The sequence below is a fragment of the Streptomyces sp. CBMA291 genome (genome assembly GCF_014596525.1).
Lineage (GTDB): Bacteria > Actinomycetota > Actinomycetes > Streptomycetales > Streptomycetaceae > Streptomyces.
Window position 1 is genome coordinate 71,546 of sequence record NZ_MSJP01000053.1, and the last position, 22,668, is coordinate 94,213.

The 22,668-nt window shown below is 74.0% G+C and carries 16 protein-coding genes; 6 read left to right on the forward strand and 10 right to left on the reverse strand.

Going from position 1 to position 22,668, the window contains the following annotated elements:
• Positions 1-9 precede the first annotated feature (9 nt).
• The 4 genes from BU197_RS14150 to BU197_RS14165 form a co-directional block, all read right to left on the reverse strand.
• On the reverse strand, positions 10-1,137 hold the full coding sequence (locus tag BU197_RS14150; protein ID WP_188268616.1) for an XdhC family protein: 1,128 nt from the start codon (positions 1,135-1,137) through the stop codon (positions 10-12).
• 112 nt (positions 1,138-1,249) lie between these two features.
• Positions 1,250-3,706 (reverse strand): xanthine dehydrogenase subunit D, encoded by a 2,457-nt coding sequence (gene pucD, locus BU197_RS14155; protein WP_188268617.1) that lies wholly within the window; start codon positions 3,704-3,706, stop codon positions 1,250-1,252.
• 72 nt (positions 3,707-3,778) lie between these two features.
• Positions 3,779-4,390 (reverse strand): (2Fe-2S)-binding protein, encoded by a 612-nt coding sequence (locus BU197_RS14160; protein ID WP_188268618.1) that lies wholly within the window; start codon positions 4,388-4,390, stop codon positions 3,779-3,781.
• Between the two features lie 2 nt (positions 4,391-4,392).
• Positions 4,393-5,283, reverse strand: coding sequence for an FAD binding domain-containing protein (locus BU197_RS14165; RefSeq protein ID WP_188268619.1), 891 nt, complete (start codon positions 5,281-5,283; stop codon positions 4,393-4,395).
• Positions 5,284-5,528: 245 nt separating this feature from the next.
• On the opposite strand from BU197_RS14165, the gene BU197_RS14170 reads away from it, so the two are divergent.
• Together BU197_RS14170 and BU197_RS14175 are read left to right on the forward strand one after the other, a co-directional pair.
• The gene (locus tag BU197_RS14170; RefSeq protein ID WP_188268620.1) at positions 5,529-7,226 is read left to right on the forward strand and encodes a PucR family transcriptional regulator; all 1,698 of its coding nucleotides are present in this window, start codon (positions 5,529-5,531) and stop codon (positions 7,224-7,226) included.
• A gap of 273 nt (positions 7,227-7,499) precedes the next feature.
• Positions 7,500-8,303 carry a hypothetical protein gene (locus BU197_RS14175; RefSeq protein ID WP_188268621.1) on the forward strand — a complete coding sequence of 268 codons (804 nt, stop codon included), beginning with the start codon at positions 7,500-7,502 and terminating at the stop codon, positions 8,301-8,303.
• 46 nt (positions 8,304-8,349) lie between these two features.
• Here the strand turns inward: BU197_RS14175 and BU197_RS14180 are convergent, their stop codons facing one another.
• Both BU197_RS14180 and BU197_RS14185 read right to left on the reverse strand, forming a co-directional pair.
• Positions 8,350-10,053 carry a hypothetical protein gene (locus BU197_RS14180; RefSeq protein ID WP_188268622.1) on the reverse strand — a complete coding sequence of 568 codons (1,704 nt, stop codon included), beginning with the start codon at positions 10,051-10,053 and terminating at the stop codon, positions 8,350-8,352.
• Positions 10,054-10,118: 65 nt separating this feature from the next.
• Positions 10,119-11,024: a GntR family transcriptional regulator gene (locus BU197_RS14185; protein WP_317452058.1), complete on the reverse strand. Its 906-nt coding sequence runs from the start codon at positions 11,022-11,024 to the stop codon at positions 10,119-10,121.
• A gap of 192 nt (positions 11,025-11,216) precedes the next feature.
• Here BU197_RS14185 and BU197_RS14190 point away from each other — a divergent pair, with 192 nt between their 5' ends.
• Complete coding sequence (locus BU197_RS14190; RefSeq protein WP_188268624.1) at positions 11,217-12,095, forward strand: (2Fe-2S)-binding protein; 879 nt, start codon at positions 11,217-11,219, stop codon at positions 12,093-12,095.
• A 202-nt stretch (positions 12,096-12,297) separates the two neighbouring features.
• On the forward strand, positions 12,298-13,398 hold the full coding sequence (locus BU197_RS14195; protein ID WP_188268625.1) for a DUF2637 domain-containing protein: 1,101 nt from the start codon (positions 12,298-12,300) through the stop codon (positions 13,396-13,398).
• Positions 13,399-13,494: 96 nt separating this feature from the next.
• On the opposite strand, the gene BU197_RS14200 is transcribed toward BU197_RS14195, so the two are convergent.
• The 3 genes from BU197_RS14200 to BU197_RS31475 form a co-directional block, all read right to left on the reverse strand.
• Positions 13,495-13,899, reverse strand: coding sequence for an ATP-binding protein (locus tag BU197_RS14200; RefSeq protein WP_188268626.1), 405 nt, complete (start codon positions 13,897-13,899; stop codon positions 13,495-13,497).
• A gap of 70 nt (positions 13,900-13,969) precedes the next feature.
• Entirely contained in the window at positions 13,970-15,712 is a 1,743-nt protein-coding gene (locus BU197_RS14205; protein ID WP_188268627.1) for a pyruvate dehydrogenase, read from the reverse strand.
• Between the two features lie 27 nt (positions 15,713-15,739).
• Positions 15,740-16,825, reverse strand: a complete 1,086-nt coding sequence (locus tag BU197_RS31475) for a protein phosphatase 2C domain-containing protein (protein ID WP_411158488.1) — start codon at positions 16,823-16,825, stop codon at positions 15,740-15,742.
• Between the two features lie 320 nt (positions 16,826-17,145).
• Between BU197_RS31475 and BU197_RS31480 the strand changes: the two genes are divergently transcribed.
• Entirely contained in the window at positions 17,146-17,274 is a 129-nt protein-coding gene (locus tag BU197_RS31480; protein WP_411158489.1) for a hypothetical protein, read from the forward strand.
• Between the two features lie 295 nt (positions 17,275-17,569).
• On the opposite strand, the gene BU197_RS14215 is transcribed toward BU197_RS31480, so the two are convergent.
• Positions 17,570-21,328, reverse strand: a complete 3,759-nt coding sequence (locus tag BU197_RS14215) for a S8 family peptidase (RefSeq protein WP_188268629.1) — start codon at positions 21,326-21,328, stop codon at positions 17,570-17,572.
• A gap of 230 nt (positions 21,329-21,558) precedes the next feature.
• Between BU197_RS14215 and BU197_RS14220 the strand changes: the two genes are divergently transcribed.
• Positions 21,559-22,542, forward strand: coding sequence for a helix-turn-helix domain-containing protein (locus tag BU197_RS14220; RefSeq protein WP_188268630.1), 984 nt, complete (start codon positions 21,559-21,561; stop codon positions 22,540-22,542).
• Positions 22,543-22,668 lie beyond the last annotated feature (126 nt).

Consider the following 22,668-nt stretch of genomic DNA (forward strand, 5'->3'; position numbering starts at 1 on the left):
TTCGGACCTTCACCTCAGGGAGCCGACGCGTCCTGCCGGGGTCTCGTGGTGGATCGGGGTGCGGACGCCGGTGAGGGGCGCTCCGGTGCCGCCCCGGCGGGCGGCGACGATCTCCGCGCCGATCGACAGGGCGGTCTCCTCGGGCGTACGGGCGCCGAGGTCGAGGCCGATCGGGGAGCGCAGCCTGGCCAGTTCCCGCGCGGTGACACCGGCCTCGCGCAGGCGGGCGGCGCGGTCCTCGTGGGTACGGCGGGAGCCCATCGCCCCGATGTAGGCGACGGGAAGCCGCAGGGCGGCCCTGAGGAGGGGCACGTCGAACTTGGCGTCGTGGGTCAGGACGCACAGCACGGTACGGGCATCGACCGTCGTCGTCTCCAGATAGCGGTGCGGCCAGCCGACGACGACTTCGTCGGCCTCGGGGAAGCGCGCCGCCGTCGCGAAGACGGGCCGCGCGTCGCAGACGGTGACGTGGTAGCCGAGGAGCTTGCCGACCCGCACCAGGGCGGCGGCGAAGTCGACGGCACCGAAGACGATCATGCGTGGGGCGGGGACGGAGGACTCGACGAGAAGGGTCAGGGGGCGACCGCAGCGGCTGCCGTCCTCCCCGATCTCCACGGTGCCGGTGCGGCCCGCGTCCAGCATCGCGAGGGCCTCGCCCGCCGCCGTCCGGTCGAGCGCGGGGTGGCCGCCCAGTCCTCCCTCGTAGCCGCCGTCGGGTCGGACCAGCAGAGCCCGGCCCAGCAGGTCGTCGGGGCCCGCGACGATCCGGGCCAGGGCCGCCGTCTCCCCCGCCGCGGCGGCGGCGAGCGCGGCGGGGACGACTCCGTCGCGTACCGGTGCGATCAGGACGTCGATGACTCCGCCGCAGGTCAGACCCACCGCGAAGGCGTCCTCTTCGCTGTAGCCGAAGCGCTCGACGAGCGCCCTGCCGTCTTCGATGGCGCGCCCGCACAGCTCGTAGACCGCGCCCTCCACGCACCCGCCTGAGACCGAGCCGATCGCCGTTCCCTCGCTGTCGACGGCGAGGGCGGCGCCCGGCTGCCGGGGCGCGCTGCCGCCGACGGCCACCACGGTGGCGACGGCGAAGGCACGCCCCTGCCCGACCCACCGGTGCAGCTCCTCGGCGATGTCCAGCATGGTCGGTCTCCTCGGGGTACGGGGCGGGCGCCGGGTGCCGTGCGGCTCCGGCACGGGGGCGGGGCGGGTGCCGGGGGCCGGGTGGCTCCGGCACGGGGACGGTCTTCTCCCATCATCCCGCCGGGGGCCGCTCCTCTCCGCCGGTCCCGGTCCCGGGGTCCGCTTCCGGCATGCCGGTGAGGACTTCGGGGCGGACCGGTGTCCTGGTGAGGTCCAGGCCGGTCGCGTTCCGGATCGCCGCGAGGACCGCCGGAGTGGACGACAGGGTCGGGGCCTCGCCGACTCCCCGCAGGCCGTACGGCGCGTGGGGGTCGGGCAGTTCGAGGACGTCGACCGGCAGGGGCGGGGTGTCGAGGATCGTCGGGATCAGATAGTCCGTGAAGGACGGATTGCGCACGCGCGCGGTCTTCGGGTCCACGAGGATCTCCTCCATCACCGCGACGCCGAGGCCCTGGGTGGTGCCGCCGTGGATCTGGCCGACGACGGAGAGCATGTTGACGGCCTTGCCGACGTCCTGGGCGGTGGCGAGTTCGACGACCTTGACGAGGCCGAGTTCGGTGTCCACCTCCACGACGGCCCGGTGCGCGGCGAAGGAGTACTGGACGTGTCCGAAGCCCTGGCCGGTGACGGGGTCGAGGGCCTGGGTGGGGCGGTGCCGGAACTCCCGCTCGATGTCGATCGGTTCCTCCCCTTCCAGGACCTCGGCGAGGCTCGCGAGGACCTCGCCGTCCTGGGTGACGACCTTGCCGTCCTCCAGGCGCAGCGCCTCGGACGCCCAGGCGGGGTGGCGGGAGCCCCGCTTGCGGCGGCCGATCTCCAGGACCTTCGCGCGGACGGCCTCGCAGGTGTGCTTCACGGCGCCGCCGGTCATGTACGTCTGCCGGGACGCGGAGGTCGAACCGGCGGAGCCGACCCGGGTGTCGGCCGGGTGCAGGGTGACCTGGGCGACGCCCAGTTCGGTGCGGGCGATCTGGGCGTGCACGGTGACCCCGCCCTGCCCGACCTCCGCCATGGCCGTGTGGACCAGGGCGACAGGTTCGCCGTTGACGGCCTGGAGGACCACCCGGGCGGTCGAGTAGTCGTCGAAGCCCTCGGAGAAGCCGACGTTCTTGATGCCGACGCCGTAGCCGACGCCCCGGACGACTCCCTCGCCGTGCGTGGTGTTGGAGAGGCCGCCGGGCAGCGCGCGGACGTCCGGGCCCTCGCCCGCCGTCTCCCACTGGCGCTCCGGCGGCATCGGGCGGGCCTTGACGAGCCGCAGCAGTTCGGCGACCGGTGCGGGCGAGTCCACGATCTGGCCGGTCGGCATGACCGCGCCCTGTTCCATGGCGTTGATCCGGCGGAACTCGACCGGGTCCATGCCCAGTTCGGCAGCGAGCTTGTCCATCTGGGCCTCGTAGGCGAAGCAGGCCTGGACCGCGCCGAAGCCGCGCATCGCGCCGCAGGGCGGGTTGTTGGTGTAGAGCGCGAGCGCCTCGATGTCGACGTCGTCGACGACGTACGGTCCCGCCGAGAGGGAGGAGGCGTTGCCGACGACGGCCGGGGAGGAGGAGGCGTAGGCGCCGCCGTCGAGGACGATCCGGCACTTCATGTGGGTGAGCCTGCCGTCCCTGGTGGCGCCGTGCTCGTAGCGGAGCTTCGCCGGGTGGCGGTGCACATGCCCGAAGAAGGACTCGAAGCGGTTGTAGACCATCTTGACGGGCCGGCCGGTGCGCAGGGCGAGCAGACAGGCGTGGATCTGCATGGAGAGGTCCTCGCGGCCGCCGAAGGCGCCGCCGACGCCGGAGAGCGTCATGCGGATCTTCTCCTCGGGCAGCCCGAGGACGGGGGCGATCTGCCGGAGGTCCGCGTGCAGCCACTGGGTGGCGACGTAGAGATCGACGCCGCCGTCCTCCGCGGGGACGGCGAGACCGGACTCGGGGCCGAGGAAGGCCTGGTCCTGCATGCCGAAGGTGTACTCGCCGGTGACGACGACGTCGGCGCGCCGGGCGGCCCGGTCCGCGTCGCCCCGCACGATGGGCTGGCGGTGCAGGACGTTGGGGTGGGGGACGTGGCGGCTGTGGTGGTCGGTGCGGTTCTCGTGGAGGACGGGCGCGCCGGGGGCGAGGGCGGAGGCCTCGTCCGTGACGATGGGCAGTTCCCGGTAGTCGACCTTGATCGCGGCGGCGGCGCGGCGGGCGGTCTCCGGATGGTCGGCGGCGACCAGGGCCACCGGCTCGCCGTGGTAGCGGACCCGGTCGTGGGCGAGGGCGGGGGTGTCCTGGATCTCCAGGCCGTAGTGCTTGGTGTCGGCGGGCAGGTCGTCGTAGGTGAGCACGGCGTGCACCCCGGGCATCGCGAGGGCCTCGGTGGTGTCGAGGGAGACGATCTCGGCGTGGGCGAGGGGGGAGCGCAGGGTGTGCCCCCAGAGCATGTCCTCGTGCCACAGGTCCGAGGCGTACGCGAACTCCCCGGTGACCTTCAGGGTGCCGTCGGGGCGCAGCGTGGACTCGCCGACGCCTCCCCTGGTGTGGTGCTGGGTGACACCGGCGGGGGCACCTGCCGGGACGGTACGGGTGGGCTGGGTCACGGCCGGGCCGCCTTTCCGTCGCGGGTGGACTGGGTCACGGCCGGGCCGTCTTCCCCTGGCGGGTGGATCGGGTCACGGCCGGGCCGCCTCTCCCTGGCCGGTGGACTCTCCCTGGCGGGCGGCCGCGAGGCGGACCGCGTCGAGGATCTTCTCGTAGCCGGTGCAGCGGCAGAGGTTGCCGGAGAGGGCCTCCCTGATGTCCTGGTCGGAGGGGTCGGCCCGGCGCTCCAGGAGTTCGTCGGCGGCGACCAGCAGACCGGGGGTGCAGAAGCCGCACTGGATGGCGCCCGCGTCGATGAACGCCTGCTGGACCGGGGAGAGTTCGGTGTCCTCGCCGGTCTCCGGGTCCTGGTCCGGCCTGGCCCGCCACCGCCGGGCGGTGTCGAGCGGGGTGCCGGGGGCGGCCGGGGAGCGGCCGTTCCGCCGGGCGCGCTCCCTGGCGTGGGCGGCGAGGCCTTCGACGGTGACGACCTCGCGGCCCTCGACCTGTCCGGCGGCGACCAGGCAGGCGCAGACCGGACGTCCGTCGAGGCGGACCGTACAGGAGCCGCATTCGCCTTGCTCGCAGGCGTTCTTGGAGCCGGGGAGGCCCAGGCGTTCCCGCAGGACATAGAGGAGGGACTCGCCCTCCCAGACGTCGTCGGCCTGCTGCGGGCGTCCGTTGACCGTGAAAGTGACGCGCATGACTAGGCGGCTCCTTCGAACGTACGACGGGTGTCCCGGTACTGCTCCCAGACCCAGCCGAGCTGACGGCGGGCCATGACGCCGATGGCGTGGCGGCGGTAGGCGGCGGTGCCCCGGACGTCGTCGATCGGGCGGGCGGCGGCGGCGCACAGCTCGGCGAACCGGCGCGCGGCCGACGGGGGGACGGCCTCGCCGCTCTCCCAGCAGCCCTCCTCCTCCAGAACCGCGTCGAGGAAGGTCTCGGCCGCCTCGGCGCGGATCGGGGTCGGCGCGGCGGAGCCGATGCCGGTGCGCACGGTCCGGGTCTCGGGGTGCAGGGCGAGACCGAACGCGCAGACCGCGATGACCATCGCGTTGCGGGTGCCGACCTTGGAGAACTGCTGGGGACCGTCCGCCTTCCTGATGTGGACGGTCTTGATCAGCTCGTCGGGGTCGAGCGCGTTGCGCTTCACCCCCGTGTAGAAGGCGTCGATCGGGATGAGGCGGCTGCCGCGCACCGATTCGACCTCGACCTCGGCTCCGGCGGCGAGCAGGGCGGGGTGGGCGTCACCGGCGGGCGAGGCGGTCCCGAGGTTGCCCCCGACACCGCCCCGGTTGCGGATCTGCGGGGAGGCGACGGTGTGCGAGGCGAGCGCGAGCCCCGGCAGCTCGGCGCGGAGGTCCTCCAGGATGCGGGTGTACGGGACGCAGGCGCCGAGGCGTACGGTCTCCTCGCCGACCTCCCACTGGTGGAGCGGCTCGACGCGGTTCAGGTCCAGGAGGTACTCGGGCCGGCGGTGGTCGAAGTTGATCTCGACCATGACGTCCGTGCCTCCCGCGAGGGGCACGGCCGCGGGGTGCTCCGCCTTGGCCGCGAGCGCCTCCTCCCAGGTGGCGGGGCGAAGGAAGTCCATGATGACCTCACTGTCGTGTTCACGCCCTGTCGGCGCACGGTGTGACCCAGTACACAAGCCACCATGACCGGGGTGCAGTCACGGAAAACATGAAGCGGTTGGCTGGTCCCCCTCACCGTCTTGTAGATTCGAACGAAAGGCAGGAACGGCTACCCCACCGTTCCCCTCTGGAAACGGTGGCATCAGGCCACTGCCCACCACACGACACCCTCACCACCCCACGGACAAGAAACGGCGGCGACACGATGCGGCTGCGCGCACTGCTGGAGAACGACGCGCTCGGGCTGCGCCTGCTCGGCGGCGAGGAAGAACTCGACCGTGCCGTCCGCGGCGTGATGACGACCGACCTCAAGGACCCCAGCCGGTACCTCTCCGGCGGCGAACTGGTGCTCACCGGGCTCGCCTGGCTGCGGGAACCGGGCGACGCCGAGGCCTTCGTCCGGGTCCTGGCCGCCGCCGGGGTCTCGGCGCTCGCGGCGGGCGAGGTCGAACTGGGGAACGTCCCCGAAGACCTCGTACAGGCGTGCGCGCGCCACCGGCTCCCCGTCTTCGCGGTGAACGAGTTCGTTGCGTTCGCGACGATCACCGAGCACATCGTCCGGCAGGTCTCCGGCGAGCGTGCCGGGGACCTGGCCGCCGTCGTCGACCGGCACCGGCGCCTCATGACCTCGGGGCCCGCGGGCGGCGGCCCGGAGGTCGTCCTCGATCTGCTCGGCTCCGACCTGGACCTGCGCGCCTGGGTCCTCTCCCCCACCGGACGGCGGATCGCGGGCGCGGGCGAACCCCTCCCGGCCGCCCTCGCCGCCACCCTCGCCGGAGAACACCTGGCCGCCACCCGTACCGGCCGGCGCGGCCCCCACCGGGTCCTCAGCGGGGGCACCACGTACTCCCTCTTCCCGATCCGCGGCACCGGCCGGGGCCCGGGAACGACCCCACGGGACCCGCGCGAGACGGCCCTCTCGGACTGGCTGCTCGCCGTCGAGGCGGACGCGGGCGACTGGCCGGCCGCCCGGCTGGACCTGCTCCAGGGCGTGACCCAGCTGATCGCCGTCGAACGGGACCGGCGCGACGCGGCCCGTACCGTACGCCGCAGGCTCGCCCAGGAGATCCTGGAGCTGGTGCAGACGGGCGCGGCGCCCGCCGAGATCGCCGCCCGGCTGCGGGTGGCCGCCCCGGTGCTGCTGCCCGGTCTGGGCACCACCCCGCACTGGCAGGTGGTCGTGGCCCGGGTCGAGTGGGAGCAGGAGGCAGGACCGGGCTCCGCCGCGGATCCGGGACCCGCCGCGCAGGCGCTCCTTGAGGAGATCCTCGTCGACCCGTCGGCCGCGGGCGCCGAGTCCACCGACCGGATCGCCGTCGCCCACAGCGGTGACGAGGCCATCGCCCTGGTGCCGCTGGCGGCGGGCCCGCGACCCGAGGACGGGGGCGAGCACCCGGCGCCCGCCCCCGGTCTGCACGCCGACGCCCTGCTCGCGTCCGTACGGGGCCCGCTGTCGGCCGGTCTCGGCGAGGACGGGCGGCTCACCCTGGGCGTCAGCGCCGCCGTGCACTCGGCGGAAGGGCTGCGCGGGGCCCTGGAGGAGGCCCGGCACGCACGCAGGGTCGCCGCCGCCCGTCCGGGCCGGGTCTGCGCCGCCGGGCACCACGAGCTGGCCTCGCACGTACTGCTGCTGCCGTTCGTGCCGGACGACGTCCGGCGGGCGTTCACCGCCAGGCTGCTCGACCCCCTGCGCGACTACGACCGGCGGCACCGCGCGGAGCTGATCCCGACGCTGGAGGCCTTCCTGGAATCCGACGGTTCCTGGACCCGCTGCGCAACCCGGCTCCATCTGCACGTGAACACGCTCCGCTACCGGGTCGGCCGGATAGAGCAGCTCACCGGACGGGACCTCTCCCGTCTGGAGGACAAGCTCGACTTCTTCCTCGCCCTGCGCATGAGCTGAGAACTCCCGTACGGGATTCACCCCTTCGGGCGAGTTCCGCCGGGTGACGTCCTTCCGCGCGACCGCCCCCGGCCCGGCCCGCCGGGGGCCTCGCCGAGGCCTGATCACGGGCCCCGAGCCGGTCCCGCGCCCTCTCCGCATCCTCTCGGCCGGCGTCAGGCCGACGCGTCCTACTCTTGTGAAAAATTTCACCTGACCCCTTGGCCAGGTGCTCCCCTTCGTGCTGAGATGCGGGTCTACTCAACAGCTCGATGGCGCGCTCGGGGAGGGAATGTGGCGGATACCGCCATGTCTGGTTCCGAATCAAGGGGCGGTGAAGATCCGTCCCTCGCCTACGGCAAGGAGACTCCCGTGGAGACCGCCATATGGCGTCTCCGCTCCCGGGGCTGCTGGACGGACGCGGCGGCACTGCTCGCCCCGCACACGGCGGAACCGGCCGCCGCACTCGAACGGGCCGCGCTGCTCATCGAGCGCTGCCTCTACACCGAACAGGGCTGGGCCGACGCCGAGGACGCGCTCAGATCGGCCGAGGCGGTGACCCGCACCGACGAGGAACGCGGCGCCGCCGCCTGCGAACGCGGCTACCTCGCCTACGCCTCCACCCTCCTGCGGGTACGCGACCGGGCCGACGAGGCGCGGATGGCCCTTGGCCGGGCCGCCGCCCTGATCGCCCCGTCCGGCGCGGGCCGCCCCCTGCTCGACCTGCGGCGCGGGCTCGTCGCGCAGAACCTCGGCGACTCCCCGCAGGCGGCCCGCGCCGCGTACCGCAGGGCGCACGCCGGGGCGACCGCGCAGGGCGACACCCTGCTGCTCTCCTCCACCTGGCGGCACCTCGCCGGACTCGCCTTACGCGAAGGGGAACTCGCCGAGGCCCGGCACGGTTTCGCGGAATCGCTCCGCATCCGGGAGGAGTTGGGCTTCCTCGTCGGTACGGCTCCGGCGCTCACCGCGCTCGCCTCCACCGAGACGGAACCGGAGGCGGGCCGGCTCCGCGCAGAGGCCCGGCGCCTCTTCCGCCTCCTGGGCGGGGTGCCGACCTGGCTCGCCGGACAGCTGACCCCGCAGTCGGCCGCCTGAACTCCGTTGCCCGGAGGGGCTGGTGACGCTCCTTCCGGGTGCGGCGTCAGCCCCTCGGCGCCAGACACACCAGGCTCTCGTCGGTGCCGACGAGCAGGGAGCCCGCACCCGTGACGGCGACCGCGCGGACCGGGGGCCCCGGACGGAAGGCGAGCGTCGCACCGCCCTCGGGGCGGTGCAGTTCGACGAGCCCGTCGGCCCACGCGGCGGCGACGAGCGGCCCGTGCGGGGTCTCCGTCGCGTGCAGGGAGACCACCGGCGAGGGGCGCTCCGCCAGCGGCTCGGGCCTCGGGTCCCGGCCCGGGGTCCAGAGCCGTACGGTCCCGTCCGCCCCGCCGGAACAGACGAACGGGGTCGCGGAGTCGACCGCCGACACCGCCGTCACCCGGCCGCTGTGCGAGGCCGACTGGTGCAGCCCCCGCAGCCCGAAGGCGTGCACGGAGCCCAGCCGGTCGCCCACCACCACGGAGCCCGCGATCGCCGCGAGCGCCGTCCCCGGATGCCGGGCCAGGGTCGCCGAGACCGCCTCCGTGAGCCGCTCCAGATAGGGGGCGCGCGGGGCCGCCCCCCGTACCGCGTGCAGCCTGCCCCGGTCGTCCAGGAGCAGCACCGTCCCGTCGGGCGCGGGCGCGAGCGCCGTGATCCGGCCGGGCACGGTGTGCGCGAGCCGCCCGGCGGGGCTCGCGTCGGCCTCGTGCAGCAGCCGTACGGTGCCGGTCCGGTCGCCGACCAGCAAGGTGCCCTCCAGCGGGCCGCCCGCCGCGCCGAGCACGGCGACGGGCCCCGGCCAGGGCGGGGTGAGATCGCCCCGGTGGCGCGCCCAGCGCAGCCGCCACGGGGCCGTGGAGGCCAACTCCGCGAGGGCCGGGCGCAGTCGGGGATCCGCTCCGTCGCCCAGCGCGGCGAGCAGTACCAACGCCCTTTCCGCCGGGGGCTGTTCGCGGCAGAGTGACTGACCGGACCGCATCCACGCGGCCCGCAGCCCGCCGTGGTCGCCGTCCGCGTACGCGCCGGGTCGCGCGGACGGCTCGGGCCCGTCGAGCGTGCCCGGCAGCCCGGCGACGGCGGCCCCGGTGACGTATGCCGTGGTGACGCGGAGCGGATCGGCCCGGCAGACGGCCGCCGGGTCGGAGAGGTCGGGCGGCGGGGCGGAGGGGCCGGGTGCGGGGCCGGAGAGACCGGGCTCGGGGTCGGGGGGCAGGGGGGCGGCGGGGTCCGCGGTCTCGTCCAGGTCCACGACGGTGGCCCGGCGCTCGGTGGTCAGGACGGCGAGGGCGGGAGTGCCCTCGCGCGCCTCGGCCACGAGGCGGATCCAGCCGACCCCGGCGAGGTCGACGACCAGCCGGGCCAGCGCCTCGGGTTCGGCGGCGGCGTGGAGGTCGGTCAGGAGGAGGACGGTCCGCCCGGCGGGCCGGGCCTCGCGGGTCACGAGGGCGTGGACGAGGTCGCCCGGCGAGCGGGCGACCACCCCGAGCCGGTCCGCGATCGTCCAGGTCGCGCCGAGCGCGCACTGTCCGGCGAGGGAGACGAGGATCCGGGGTGCCCGGCGGCGCGGCCGTCCGGCGCGCGGGCCGTGCCGGGCCAGCCAGTCGATCAGCGCCGTCTTTCCGGTGCCGGGGGGCCCGGTGACGAGGCAGAGCCGGGGCGACTCCGGGTCGGTGAGCCAGCCGAGCAGGGCCGCGGCCTCCGCTTCCGTGCCGGTGACGGGTCGGCGTCCGTTCCAGGCCGGGGACGGGGTCACGGACGGCATGGTGCACCTCACGGGTGACGCGATGGCGAGCGGTTGACGATCTCGACCTTAGCCGCCCGAAGCGCTCAGCACCCCGATCCGGTGAAGTGCTCCCGTACCAGGCTCTGCACGACGTCCAGGTCCCGCGCGGTCAGGGCGTCGAGCAGGGCCATGTGTTCGGCGGCGTCGGCGACGAGCACCTCCTGCCGGAAGGCGCGGGCGTTCATCAGGGGCCACTGGGAGCGCCGGTGGAGGTCGTCGGCGACGGCGAGCAGCTGCTGGTTCCCTGCGAGGGTGAGGACGGCCCGGTGGAAGTCGCGGTCCGCCTCGGCGTAGTGGGCGCGGTCGCCCAGGGCGGCGGCGGTCGCGGTCGCCTCGGCGAGCGGCCGGAGTTCGGCCCAGCGCGCGGCCGGGACCGTGTGGGCGAGCCGCAGTATGACGGGGACCTCGATGAGCGCGCGGACCTCGGCCAGCTCGGCGAGTTCACGGGGGGTGCGCTCGGTGACGCGGAAGCCCCGGTTGGGCACGACCTCGACGGCTCCCTCGACGGCGAGGCGCTGCATGGCCTCGCGCACGGGGGTGGCCGAGACGCCGAGGCGCTCGCCGAGGGCGGGAGCGGAGTACACCTCGCCGGGGACGAGATCGCCGTCGACGAGCGCCGCCCTGAGCGCGGCGAGGACCTGAACCCGCACGGAGTGCCGGACGACCCGGGGGCCGGGGACGGAGACCGGCCCGGCCTCGGCCCGGCCCGCCGCCGGTTCGCCGTGGGTGCGGTCCCCGCGAGCGGATCCGGGGGAGGCGGACGCGGGGGCGGGAGCGGATGGAGGGACGGGCGGGGAGGCGGGGAAGGCGGTGGCGCCCGCCCCGGGGTTCCGTTCCGGTTCGGCGGGCCGCTGGGGCGTCGTCCGGGCCTGCTCCGGTACACGTACGGGGTTGCCGAAGGGCGGTGACGGTCGGTCCGTCGCCCGCTCGCGCGCTGCGCCCTGCTCCACCCGGGTCCTCCTGCGGCCTCGTACCGGTCCCGGCTCGCGTCGCCCGGGTCCCCTGTGCACCATAGGCGAACGGACCGACAGCGGGGACACGAGGGCTGCGCCGCCGAGGGGAGGGGCCGTCACGAGTGAGAGCGGACCCCAAATCGGGTAAGGTAAGGCTAACCTGCCAAAGCTCGCGATTCGGTGGTCCCCATGACCGTCCCCGCCCTGCTGTCCGCCCCCGCGGCCCCCTCCCCCTCGTCGCCCGTCGCGGCCTCCTACGCCCGGCTCGCCGAGGTGTTCCCCGCGCTCCGGATCGCGGAAACCGCCCCCGGCGCACGCCTGCCGCACGGGGTGGGCTGGGTCGGCGCGGACGAACTGGCGGCCGGCGGGCCCGCCCTCGACGCCTTCCTCGCCTGGGACGAGGCGCAGGTGCTCCGGGACTACGGCACCCGGGCCCGCCCCGACGTCGTCGCGAGCTTCGGACTGCACCGGTACGCCTGGCCCGCCTGCCTCCTCGTGACGGTGCCCTGGTTCCTGGAGCGCAGGGTTCCCCGGCTGCCCGCCCGCGAGGTGGCCTTCCAGCGGGCCCAGAGCCGTCTCGCGGTGCGGATCGAGGAGTTCGCCTGTCTGCCGGACGACCCCGCCGCCGTACTGCCCGGCGCCCGGGTCGTCGCCGACGAGGAGGCGCTGCGGGCCGAGGTCCGCGCCTCGCTCGCCGAGCACTTCGAGGCGGTCCTCGACGGCTTCGGCCCCCGACTGCGGCGCGGGCGCCGGGCCCTGTGGGGCATGGCCACGGACGAGATCGTCGAGGGCCTCTGGTACATCGGCGGCCTTCTCGGCGAGGAGCGGCGGGCGATGGCCCAGCTCGACCTCCTGATGCCGGGCACGTCCAAGCCGTACCGGCCCTACGCGGGCGCGGCGGGCTTCCGCGAGCTCGCCGGCTCGGAGGGGCCCGACGGCCGGCCGCACGTCACACGCTCCCGGGCGACCTGCTGTTTCTTCTACACCGTGCGCCCCGAGGACACCTGTCTCACCTGTCCGCGCACCTGTGACGCCGAACGGGTCAGCCGACTGGCCACGACGGACTGAGCCCTCCGGCCTACGCCACCCGAAAGGTTGAGGAAAATCGAATCCACCCTCATATCTCCGCACTGACATTCGGTCAGATCACCCCTATTCGTATGCTCTGCTCCCTCGATGGCGTGCTCTTGCCCGGAAAGTGCGTGAGCGCCCCACCGCGTCGACCAGGATGGGCCGCCAGACACCCTGGACGCGATGCAAGGGACACCGCATGACACTGACCGACATATCGCTGGACTGGCTGCTTCCGGGCGGCGTGATGGTGGCCGGGGTCCTGGCGGCGGTGGCGGTGCTCGCACGCGGGAGACGCACCGGTGACCAGAGCCCGGCCGACGACTCCTGGGAACGCAGCGAGGAGCGCCGCAGGCGCAAGGAGGCCGTGTACGGCACCGCTTCCTACGTCCTGCTCTTCTGCTGCGCCGCGGTCGCCGCGGCGCTCTCCTTCCACGGGCTCGTCGGCTTCGGCCGCCAGAACCTCAACCTCTCCGGAGGCTGGGAGTACCTGGTGCCGTTCGGCCTCGACGGGGCGGCCATGTTCTGCTCGGTGCTCGCGGTCCGCGAGGCCAGCCACGGCGACGCGGCCCTCGGCTCGCGGCTCCTGGTCTGGCTCTTCGCGGGCGCGGCCGCCTGGTTCAACTGGGTGCACGCACCGCGGGGTCTGGGCCACGACGGGGCGCCGCAGTTCTTCTCGGGGATGTCCCTCTCGGCCGCGGTCCTCTTCGACCGCGCCCTGAAGCAGACCCGCAGGGCGGCCCTGCGCGAACAGGGCCTCGTGCCGCGACCGCTGCCGCAGATCCGGATCGTGCGGTGGCTGCGGGCGCCGAGGGAGACCTTCGCGGCGTGGTCGCTGATGCTCCTCGAAGGCGTACGGACCCTGGACGAGGCCGTGGACGAGGTGCGCGAGGACCGGCGGGAGAGGGAGCAGAGCCGTATCCGGCGACGCGACCAGGTCAAACTCGACCGGGCCCGGCTCAAGGCGATCAACCGCCAGCACCGCGCCTTCGGGCTCGGCAGGGGCGACGGCCGCCAGATCAAGATGGCGGCGCTCGGCGCCTCGAACGGAGCCCCCGGCACGGGGGGCGACGGCGGTACGGGGGGCGGATCCGCCTCGGCGCCCGTCCCGGCCGCCGTCGCGGAACCGGCCATAGCGGATTCCGGACAGCCGCCACTTCGGTCCCGGCCCTCCCTCCAGGCCGTCAGGGGAGCTGAACCCGTGACGGTCGACCTCACGGCGGAGGACGACACCCAGACGCTGCCCCGTCTCGACTCCCTTGAGCGCAAGCTCAAGGATCTGGAGCAGCAGTTCGGCTGAGTGCGGGAAGGTCCGCACCCGACCCGGCCCGGACCTTCGTGGTCGGTCCGGCGCACGGCCGGTCCGACCGCCCGCAGCGGACGGCGGGGTCGCCTCTCAGGCGGCCCCGCCGTTCAGTTCGAACCACACCACTTTCCCCGCTCCGTGGTCCTCGACTCCCCAGGAGTCGGCCAGGGCGTCCACGAGGACGAGCCCCCTGCCGTGCGTACCGTCGTCGGCGGGCGGTACGAGCGGCGGGGCGAGTCCGGGGACGAAGTCGCGGACCTCGACCCTCAACTGCTCGGGGACGACCGTCGCGGTCACGACGGCTCCGTGCTCGGTGTGGATCAGGGCATTGGTCACGAGTTCGCTGGTGAGCAGTTCCGCGACGTCGGAGGCGCCCGGTCCGCCCCATCGCCGCAGTAATTCCCGTAAGGCATGTCGTACCTCCGGCACCGCGGTGAGATCCGCGCATCCCACCTTCCTGAGCAGTTGAGTCGGCTGTCGCGCCTTCCCGGCCATAACCCCCACCCACAGATCGTGTCGAACAGGCTCACGGGGATGCATGCCCCGACGAACCGTCCGCATTCCCTCAGGGTCGGGGCACGTTGCGCAGGTTGGAACGGGCCATCTGGAGCATCCGGCCCACTCCCCCGTCCAGGACGATCTTGCTGGCGGACAGGGCGAATCCGGTCACCATGTCGGCGCTGATCTTGGGCGGGATGGAGAGCGCGTTGGGGTCGGTGACGACATCGACCAGCGCGGGCCCCTTGTGCCTGAACGCGTCCTTGAGGGCTCCGGCCAGCTGCTTCGGCTTCTCCACACGGATGCCGTAGGCCCCGGCGGCTCGGGCGATGGCGGCGAAATCGGGGTTCTTGTTCGTCGTTCCGTACGAGGGAAGTCCGGCCACCAGCATCTCCAGTTCGACCATGCCGAGCGAGGAGTTGTTGAAGAGCACCACCTTCACCGGCAGCTCGTACTGCACCAGGGTGAGGAAGTCGCCCATCAGCATCGAGAATCCGCCATCACCGGAGATCGAGACGACCTGCCGGTCGAGATCGGTGAACTGGGCGCCGATCGCCTGCGGCAGCGCGTTGGCCATCGAGCCATGGCTGAAGGAGCCGATGATCCGGCGCCGCCCGTTGGGGGTGAGGTAGCGGGCCGCCCAGACGTTGCACATGCCGGTGTCGACGGTGAACACGGCGTCGTCGTCGGCGAGTTCGTCGAGCACCGAGGCCACGTACTCCGGGTGGATCGGAACGTGCTTCTCCACCTTGCGGGTGTACGCCTTGACCACGCCTTCGAGGGCGTTGGCGTGCCTCTTCAGCATCTTGTCGAGGAACCGGCGGTCGGTCTTGGCGCGGACGCGCTGCACGACACAGCGCAGGGTCTCGCGGACATCGCCCCAGATGGCCAGATCGAGCCGGGAGCGACGCCCGAGCCGCTCGGGTCGCACGTCCACCTGCACGATCCGGACGTCGTCGGGCAGGAAAGCGTTGTACGGGAAGTCGGTGCCGAGCAGGATCAGCAGATCGCACTCGTGGGTGGCCTCGTAGGCGGCGCCGTAGCCGAGGAGGCCGCTCATCCCCACGTCGTACGGATTGTCGTACTGGATCCATTCCTTTCCGCGCAGGGCGTGGCCGACCGGTGCCTTGATCCGCTCGGCGAACTGCATGACCTCCGCGTGCGCCCCCGCCGTGCCGCTGCCGCAGAAGAGCGTCACCCGGTCGGAGGCGTCGATCATCCGTACGAGGGCGTCGATCTCCTCGTCCCCCGGGCGCACGGTGGGCCGGCTGGTGACGAGGGCGGTCTGCGCCCCGCGTTCCGGGGCGGGCTGGGAGGCGACGTCGCCGGGGAGCGAGACCACGCTGACGCCGCCGCCGCCGACGGCGTGCTGGATCGCCGTGTGGAGCAGCCGGGGCATCTGCCGGGGGGTGGAGATGAGTTCGCTGTAGTGGCTGCACTCGCGGAACAGCTGGTCGGGGTGGGTCTCCTGGAAGTAGCCGAGGCCGATCTCGCTGGACGGGATGTGCGAGGCGAGGGCCAGGACCGGGGCCATGGAGCGGTGTGCGTCGTACAGTCCGTTGATCAGATGCAGGTTTCCCGGGCCGCAGGAGCCCGCGCAGACCGCGAGGGAGCCGGTGATCTGGGCCTCGGCGCCCGCCGCGAAGGCCGCGACCTCCTCGTGCCGCACCTGGATCCAGTCGAGGGCGGGCGTACGGCGGATCGCGTCGACGATCGGGTTGAGGCTGTCGCCCACCACGCCGTACATGCGCCGGACGCCCGCGCGCACGAGGATGTCGACGAGTTGCTCCGCCACGTTCTGTTTGGCCATGGCTCCATCAACACACGGCCCGGCGGGTTACGCCTCCCAGACGCCCACCCCCGTACGGTCGTCGGCGTAGCCGGTCACCCTCAGCTGGGTGTCGGCGAGGAAGGCGGCCAGACCCGGCGGCTCGGGGTCCGACCAGCGGGCCGCCAGCTCCCCGGCCAGGGCCGGTTCGCCCCGCATCGGCTCCGCGAGGCCGGGCGAGGCGAGGAGGAGGGTGTCACCGGGGCGGGCGACGGAGGCACGGAACCGGAACGGTTCGGCGGGCGGCGGCACGGGTTCCTCGACGAGCGGTCCCGGGGCGGTGGCGATGCCCAGATCCACGGTGAGCCGGTCGCCCTCCCCGGTGGTCTCCCCGGCGGCCGTCGTGGCGGGCGGTGGCGAGCCGAAGCCGACGACGGGGGCGCCGGTCGTGGTCCCGGGGCCCGGCAGGCGGGGTTCCAGGTCCTGCCAGGCGCCGTCCCTGAGCCGGAACAGACCGCCCGAGCCGATGCCGAAGAAGACCCGGGTGCGGCAGCCCGGGTCGGCGGGGACGAGCAGACAGCGCAGGGTCGCGGTGTACTCGTCGGGGGCCAGCCCGCGCTCGGCGGCGCGGCTTCGCAGTCTGCCGTAGGTCCGGTCGGTGAGCCGGTGCAGTCCCGCCTTCAGCTCTCCCCTGCGGTCCGCCCGGATGTCCTCGGAGAGCCGGGCGTGGCTGCGGCAGACGGCCTCGGCGATCCACCGGCAGACGTCGGTGGCGGCGAGGTGCGCGTCCTCGGCGGCGCGGGAGCCCGAGGCGACCGCGACCAGGACGAGCGCGCTCTCGTCGTGGCCGAAGCGGGCGATGAGCAGGGCGTCGCGGCGGGGCTCGCCCCGGTAGCGGGCGGAGTCCCCGCGCACGGAGGCGGCCCGCAGGGTGCCGGTGCCGTAGCGGGCGCCGTCGAGCACGGTGTCGGCGACGAGTTCGCCGAGTTCACCGGGGCGGGCGACGGGCAGCGCGGTCGGCTCGGCCTCGTAGGTGGGCGGCCTGTCGCCGACGAATCCGGTACGGGGCCGGGGCACCCAGACCCGCACGGTGAGGTCGGGACCGTCACCGTCCTCCGGCGTCTCGTCGTCCGGCACCGGGAGATGGGCGACCACGGCGGGCACCTCGACGGGCGGGGACGGCGGCGGGGGCGGGGGCGGAGGGGGGCCGGGGAAGGTCCGGGGCCCGGCGGGGGCAGCCGCCTCCCAGGGGGCGGGCTGTGGGGTGGGTGGGGGTGCGGGGGTGGGTGGTGTTACCGATGCAGGGGGTGCGGGTGGGGGCGTGGGGGCCGGTGGGGCCACCGGGACAGAGGGGGCCACCGGGACAGAGGGGGTGGCCGGGACAGAGGGGGTGGCCGGGACAGAGGGGGCGGTCGGGGCAGGTGGGGTGGCCGGTACGGGTGGGGCCACCGGCGCCTGCGCCCGTGGTGCGACCCGTGCAGGGGGTACCGCCGGTTCCCGAGGCGCTTCCGGTGCGGGCGGCGCAGGTGGTGCGGGTATGGCGGGTGGTGCGGGTGTGGCAGGCGGCGCAGGTGGTGTGGGCGGTGCGGGTGTGGCGGGTGTAGCGGGTGGTGCGGGCGGTGCCGGTGTGGTGGGTGGTTTCTCCGGGGCGGGCGTGGCCGCGTCGAGCGCCGTGGCGAAGTGCTCGTCAAGCGTGTCGGCCGAGACCGTCGGGGCCGTGTCCGGCGCCGATGTGTCGTACAGCTCGTCCCACCAGCTGTCCCCCTGCTGAGTCATGCCCTTATTGTCCACCGCGTACGGCGCTCGACAACGGCACACCCGTAAAACCGTTGCCGCGAAGGGGTGATCCGCCGGGCGACCCCACCCCCCACGGGAAGGACGCCCGGCGGACCGGCGTGATCAGCGCACGTCGTAGGCGCGGACCACGGTCTGGGTGACGGAGTTGCCCTGGGCGTCCGTCAGTTCGGTCTTCAGCGTGACCGGCTTTCCGGCCGCGCCCGCGTGGTTCACGGTCGCGGTCCAGATCCCGCCCTGCCGGGAGACCGGTGCTTCGGTCCAGGTCTCGCCTCCGTCGTAGGAGTACGAGAGCGTGGCCGAGGTGAGCGCCGCGGGGGTGTAGCCCGCGTGGCCCGTCACGGTGAGGCCGATGTGCTGGCCGTCGGCCGCGGCGAGGGTCTTGAGACCGTCCACCGGGAGGTCGTACCGGGGGAAGAGAATCGGGATGCCCTGAGAATAGACGTTCTCGTCAAGCTTGGAGGTGAATTTCCACACCGAGTTGACCGAAGTCGAGCGCTTCCAGACCTGACTTCCGAACTTCATCGTGCTCTGTTCGAGCGTGTACGTCCCGGATTCGGCCGGTACTTCGAAGGCGCCGGCCGGCCAGCCGTTCTCGCCGAGGAGCTTTCCGTCGCGGCTGAGCCGCAGATTGCCGACGTCTCCGAAGGAGCCGGGCTCGGCGTGGTGGACGCCGTCGCCCCACATCGCGGCGGAGAAGCCGATCACATTGCCCTGACGCTCGGCGACGAGGACCTCCTTGCCGGTGGCGTCGCGCGGGGCGGTGGGGACGACGACGCCGTCGTACCACTTCTCGGTGCGTCGCTCGCCGGGCTGGTAGCCGTGCCGGGTGCCGATCATCAGCTCGCCGAACGGGAAGCTGCTGCCGGTCATCTCGGACCAGGCGGTGTCGCCGGTCGAGTAGTAGTCGGTGCGGCTGCCGGGTGCGGCGACCGTCTCCAGGGAGGCGAAGGAGACGGTGGTGCCGTCGGGCCGGTGGGCGGCGGGGAAGTGCATGAAGTCGGCGGCGACACCGGCGGAGCCGTAGCGGGAGTCCGTACGGCCGAGGGAGGCGTCCCGGACCCGGTAGGTCTTCTCGGAGCGGACGGCGGTCTCGGGGAAGGCGAGGCTGTAGGAGTACGGGCTGTTCGCGGTGGCCTGCCAGGTGAGCGTTACCTCTCCGGCGGCGAGCCTGCCGAGGAGCGCGGCCGCCTCGCCGGACGGCACGGAGAGGACGGGCAGGCCGAAGCTGGTGAGGGTGCCGCCCGGGTACCAGCGTTCGGGCGTCGCGCGGTGGACGAGGACGGCGACGGCACCGGCCGCCTGGGCGTCGCGGGCGACGGTGAGGGCGGCGGTGGAGTCGGCGGGCAGCCGGACGAGGACGACGCGGCCCTTCGCTCCCGCGGCCTTCAGCTCCGCCGGGGTGCCGGTTCCCGCGTCGACGAGCCGGGCGGAGCCGGTGCCGTCGAGGTTGTCGGAGGCGAGGGAGCCGGTGAGCGGGTGCAGGGTCAGGCCGTCGGTGGTGCGCATCGAGGCGATCTGCGGGGCGGCGGCGCGCCAGTAGCTGCCGAACTCGAAGTCGCCGTCACGGGCGGCGCCTTCGACCGAGGCGTAGTACGCGCGGATGGAGCGCGGTCCGCCGGCGGTGCCGGAGTGCATCCAGAAGTCGTCCCAGGACCGGGCGAACGCGAGGGTGGCGCCCCGGAGTTCGGTGGGCCTGTCGGTCTTCACGGACAGCTGGTGCGCCTTGCGGGCGTCGAGGACGACCGTGGTGTCCTTCTTCAGCTCCAGCTGCGGGCGGCCGAGGTAGCTGAGCGAGTCGGTCAGCGTGGCGTTCGCCCCGGCGTCGGCGGTGGTGACGAAGGAGGAGAGGAAGTAGGAGCCGGGGCGCAGGCGGTAGACCTGGTCGGCGGCGCCCTCGTTGAAGCGGCGCTCGCCGCTCGCGGTGTCGGTGCCGATGGCGTCGAGGGAGGAGGAGCCGGCGGCGGGCCTGCCCTGACGGTCGATCAGTTTGACGCGGAGGGTGACCGTCTCGGGCTCGACGTAGAGGGAGAAGGGGGTGGAGACGTGGACGCCGCCGGGGCCGGTGGCGAGGATGCGGCCGGTGACGTCGCCGTACTGGGCGCGCTCCAGGTGGGCCTTCGGGTCGATCTCCAGCGGGACGCGGACGGTGGCGCCGGCCGGGACGGTGACGGTGCGCTTGCCGAGGCGGGCGACCGGGCCCCGGACGGCGGAGCCGTCGTTGCCGGTGACGCGGTCGACGGCCAGGTCCAGGGTGACCGGGGCGGCGGTGGTGTTGGTGTAGGGGACGGAGACGGTGGTGCGGTCGCTCCGGTCCTGCGGCCAGGCGAAGGTGCCCGCCTGGACGGCGGGGGCGCCGAGGACCGTCTGGTCTATGGCCGCCTTGACGTCGAGCCGGCCGCCGCCGACCTCGCGGACGTCGCCGGGGACGGAGCTGTCGGCGGAGGCGACGAGCGCGGCCTTGATCTGCTGGGCGGTCCAGTCGGGGTGGCGCTGCTTGACGATGGCGGCGGCGCCCGCGACGTGCGGGGTGGCCATCGACGTACCGGACATCGACTGGTAGGCGTAGAGGCCCCGGCCGCCCGCCGCGGCGGCGGAGATGCCGACGCCGGGCGCGGCTATCTCGGGCTTGAGGGTGTGCTGTCCGAGGGTCGGGCCGCGGCTGGAGAAGTACGCGGTGGCGTCGTCGCGGTCGGTGGCGCCGACGGTGAGCACGCCGGGCGCGCAGCCGGGCGAGGAGACCGTGCCGAGGGCGGGTCCGGAGTTTCCGGCGGCGATGACGAACAAGGTGCCCTCGTTACGGGCGAGTTCCTCGGCGGCGACGCTCATCGGGTCGGTGCAGTCGGTGGGTTCGGGGTTGCCGAGGCTCATCGAGACGACGTCGGCGCCCTGGGCGACGGCCCACTCCATGCCCGCGATGATCCACGAGGTCGCGCCGGAGCCGTAGTCGTTGAGGACCTTGCCGTTGAGGAGGGCCGCGCCGGGGGCGACGCCCTTCTTCCTGCCGTCGCTCGCGGCGCCGGAGCCGCCGACGGTGGAGAGGGTGTGGGTGCCGTGGCCCTGGTGGTCGGCAGCCGTGTCGGAGTCGGTGAAGTTCTCCGCCGCGACGATGCGGCCCTTGAGGTCGGGGTGGTCGGCGTCGGCGCCGGTGTCGAGGACGGCGACCTTGGTGCCCGTGCCGTCGTAGCCGGCGGCCCAGGCCTCGGGGGCGTGGACCTGCCGGGTCGAACCCTCCAGGGTGGCCTGGACCTTGCGGTCGAGCCAGAGCTTCCTGATGCCGGTGGCGGTGCGGGCCCTGGGGGCCTCGATCTCGGCCCAGAAGGTGGCGGCCCGCTTCTTCTCCGCCGTCAGGGCGACGCCGTCGACGGTTTTGAGGACCTGGCCGCGCCGGGCGCCGCGCGGGGCGGCGGGGACGGAGCGGGCGAGGTCGGAGCCGTAGATCGCGATCAGGGGCAGGCTGTCGCTCGCGGCGTCGTCGTAGCCCTGGCGGACGAGTCCGGTGACGTTGAAGAGTTCCTCGTCGACGCGTCCCGCGGCCAGCGCGGCGGTGGCGGCCTCGGGGTAGACGTACAGGTCCCGGCCGGAGCGGCGGGTCTGGACGAGGGGGACGGTGCCGTCCTCGCGGGGCAGGGCCGTGGCGGCCGGGTTGCCTTCGGCGTCGTGGGTGACCACGACCCGGTCGCCGGTGACCAGGGTCACCGTGGCGGCCCGGTCCCCGGCGCGGGCCTGGGCCTCGCTGCCGACCAGCGGTCGCTTTCCGGTCGTGTCGTCCTGCGGCTCGTCGGCCATGGACGGCGCGACCGCGGTGACGGCCAGGACGGCGGCGGTCGCCGCCCCCAGGGCCGTACGCGAAATCGGGCGCATCGCTCTCCCCATCTGATGCCGGAAAAAGGGCGGACTCCGCCCCACTCCAGAGGCTGTTGGTGCTGCGGTGGCGCCACATTGGCAGAGGTGAGGGCGGTACAGGGATGATGAGCGAGGCGGGAATACGCCGTGGCCGTTTCCCGCCAGGCCACCAACGGAACGCATGCCTCCGGTGAATGTCCCGGGAAGATCCGGGGAGTTCGCCGGGGTACGGGAGGAGCGGGGCATCCATGCTGGGAGCGATAGGGCTCGACGAGCGTCAGGAGGCCGCCTACCGGGCGCTCGTCGCGCTGGGCGCGGCCGAGGTGACCGATCTCGCGCACCGGCTCGCGCTGCCCGAACGGGAGACCGAGCGGGCCCTGCGCCGCCTTGAGGCGCAGGGGCTCGCCGCCCAGTCCTCGGCGCGCACCGGGCGGTGGGTGGCGGCGCCGCCCGGGGTGGCGCTCGGCGCGCTGCTCACCCAGCAGCGGCACGAGCTGGAACAGGCGGAGCTGGCGGCGGCGCTGCTCGCCGAGGAGTACCGGGCGGAGGCGGCGGAGGCCGCCGTGCACGATCTGGTGGAGGTGGTGACGGGCGCGAGCGCCGTGACCCATCGTTTCCTCCAGCTCCAGTTGGGCGCGCAGGAGGAGGTCTGCGCGCTGGTGACGGGGAAGCCGATCGCGGTCTCGGGTCTGGAGAACGACGCGGAGGAGCAGGCCGCCGGGCGCGGGGTGCGCTACCGGGTGGTCATCGAGCGGGAGGTGCTGTCGCTCCCTTCGGGGCTGCTCGAACTCTCGGCGGCGATCGGCCGTGAGGAGCGGATCCGGGTCGCCGACCGGGTCCCGACGAAGCTGGTGATCGCCGACGGGAGTCTGGCGATGGTGCCCCTGACCGGGCGGGGCGCGGAGCCCGCCGCGCTCGTCGTGCATGCGAGCGGGCTGCTGGAATCGCTGCGGGGCCTGTTCGAGTCGGTGTGGCGGGACGCGCTGCCGCTCCGGCTCGGGGAGGGCGCGCGGATCACCGAGGACGAGGCACCGGGGCCGGACGTCATGGACCTGGAGATCCTGTCGCTGCTGCTCGCCGGGATGACGGACGCGAGCGTGGCGAAACAGCTGGACCTGGGGCTGCGGACGGTCCAGCGCCGGGTGAAGGGCCTGATGGAACTGTCCGGGGTGACGACCCGCTTGCAGCTGGGCTGGCACGCGTACGAGAAGGGGTGGGTGGCGCGGGGGTGAGGCGCGGCCGGCCGGGGTGGGCGCCTCGGCTTGTCGGCCAGGGTGAGCGGGTGGACCGGCGACCCGGACCGGCGGCTCGGACAGGTTGCTGGGACAGGCGGCTCGGACCGGCGGCTCGGGACAGGC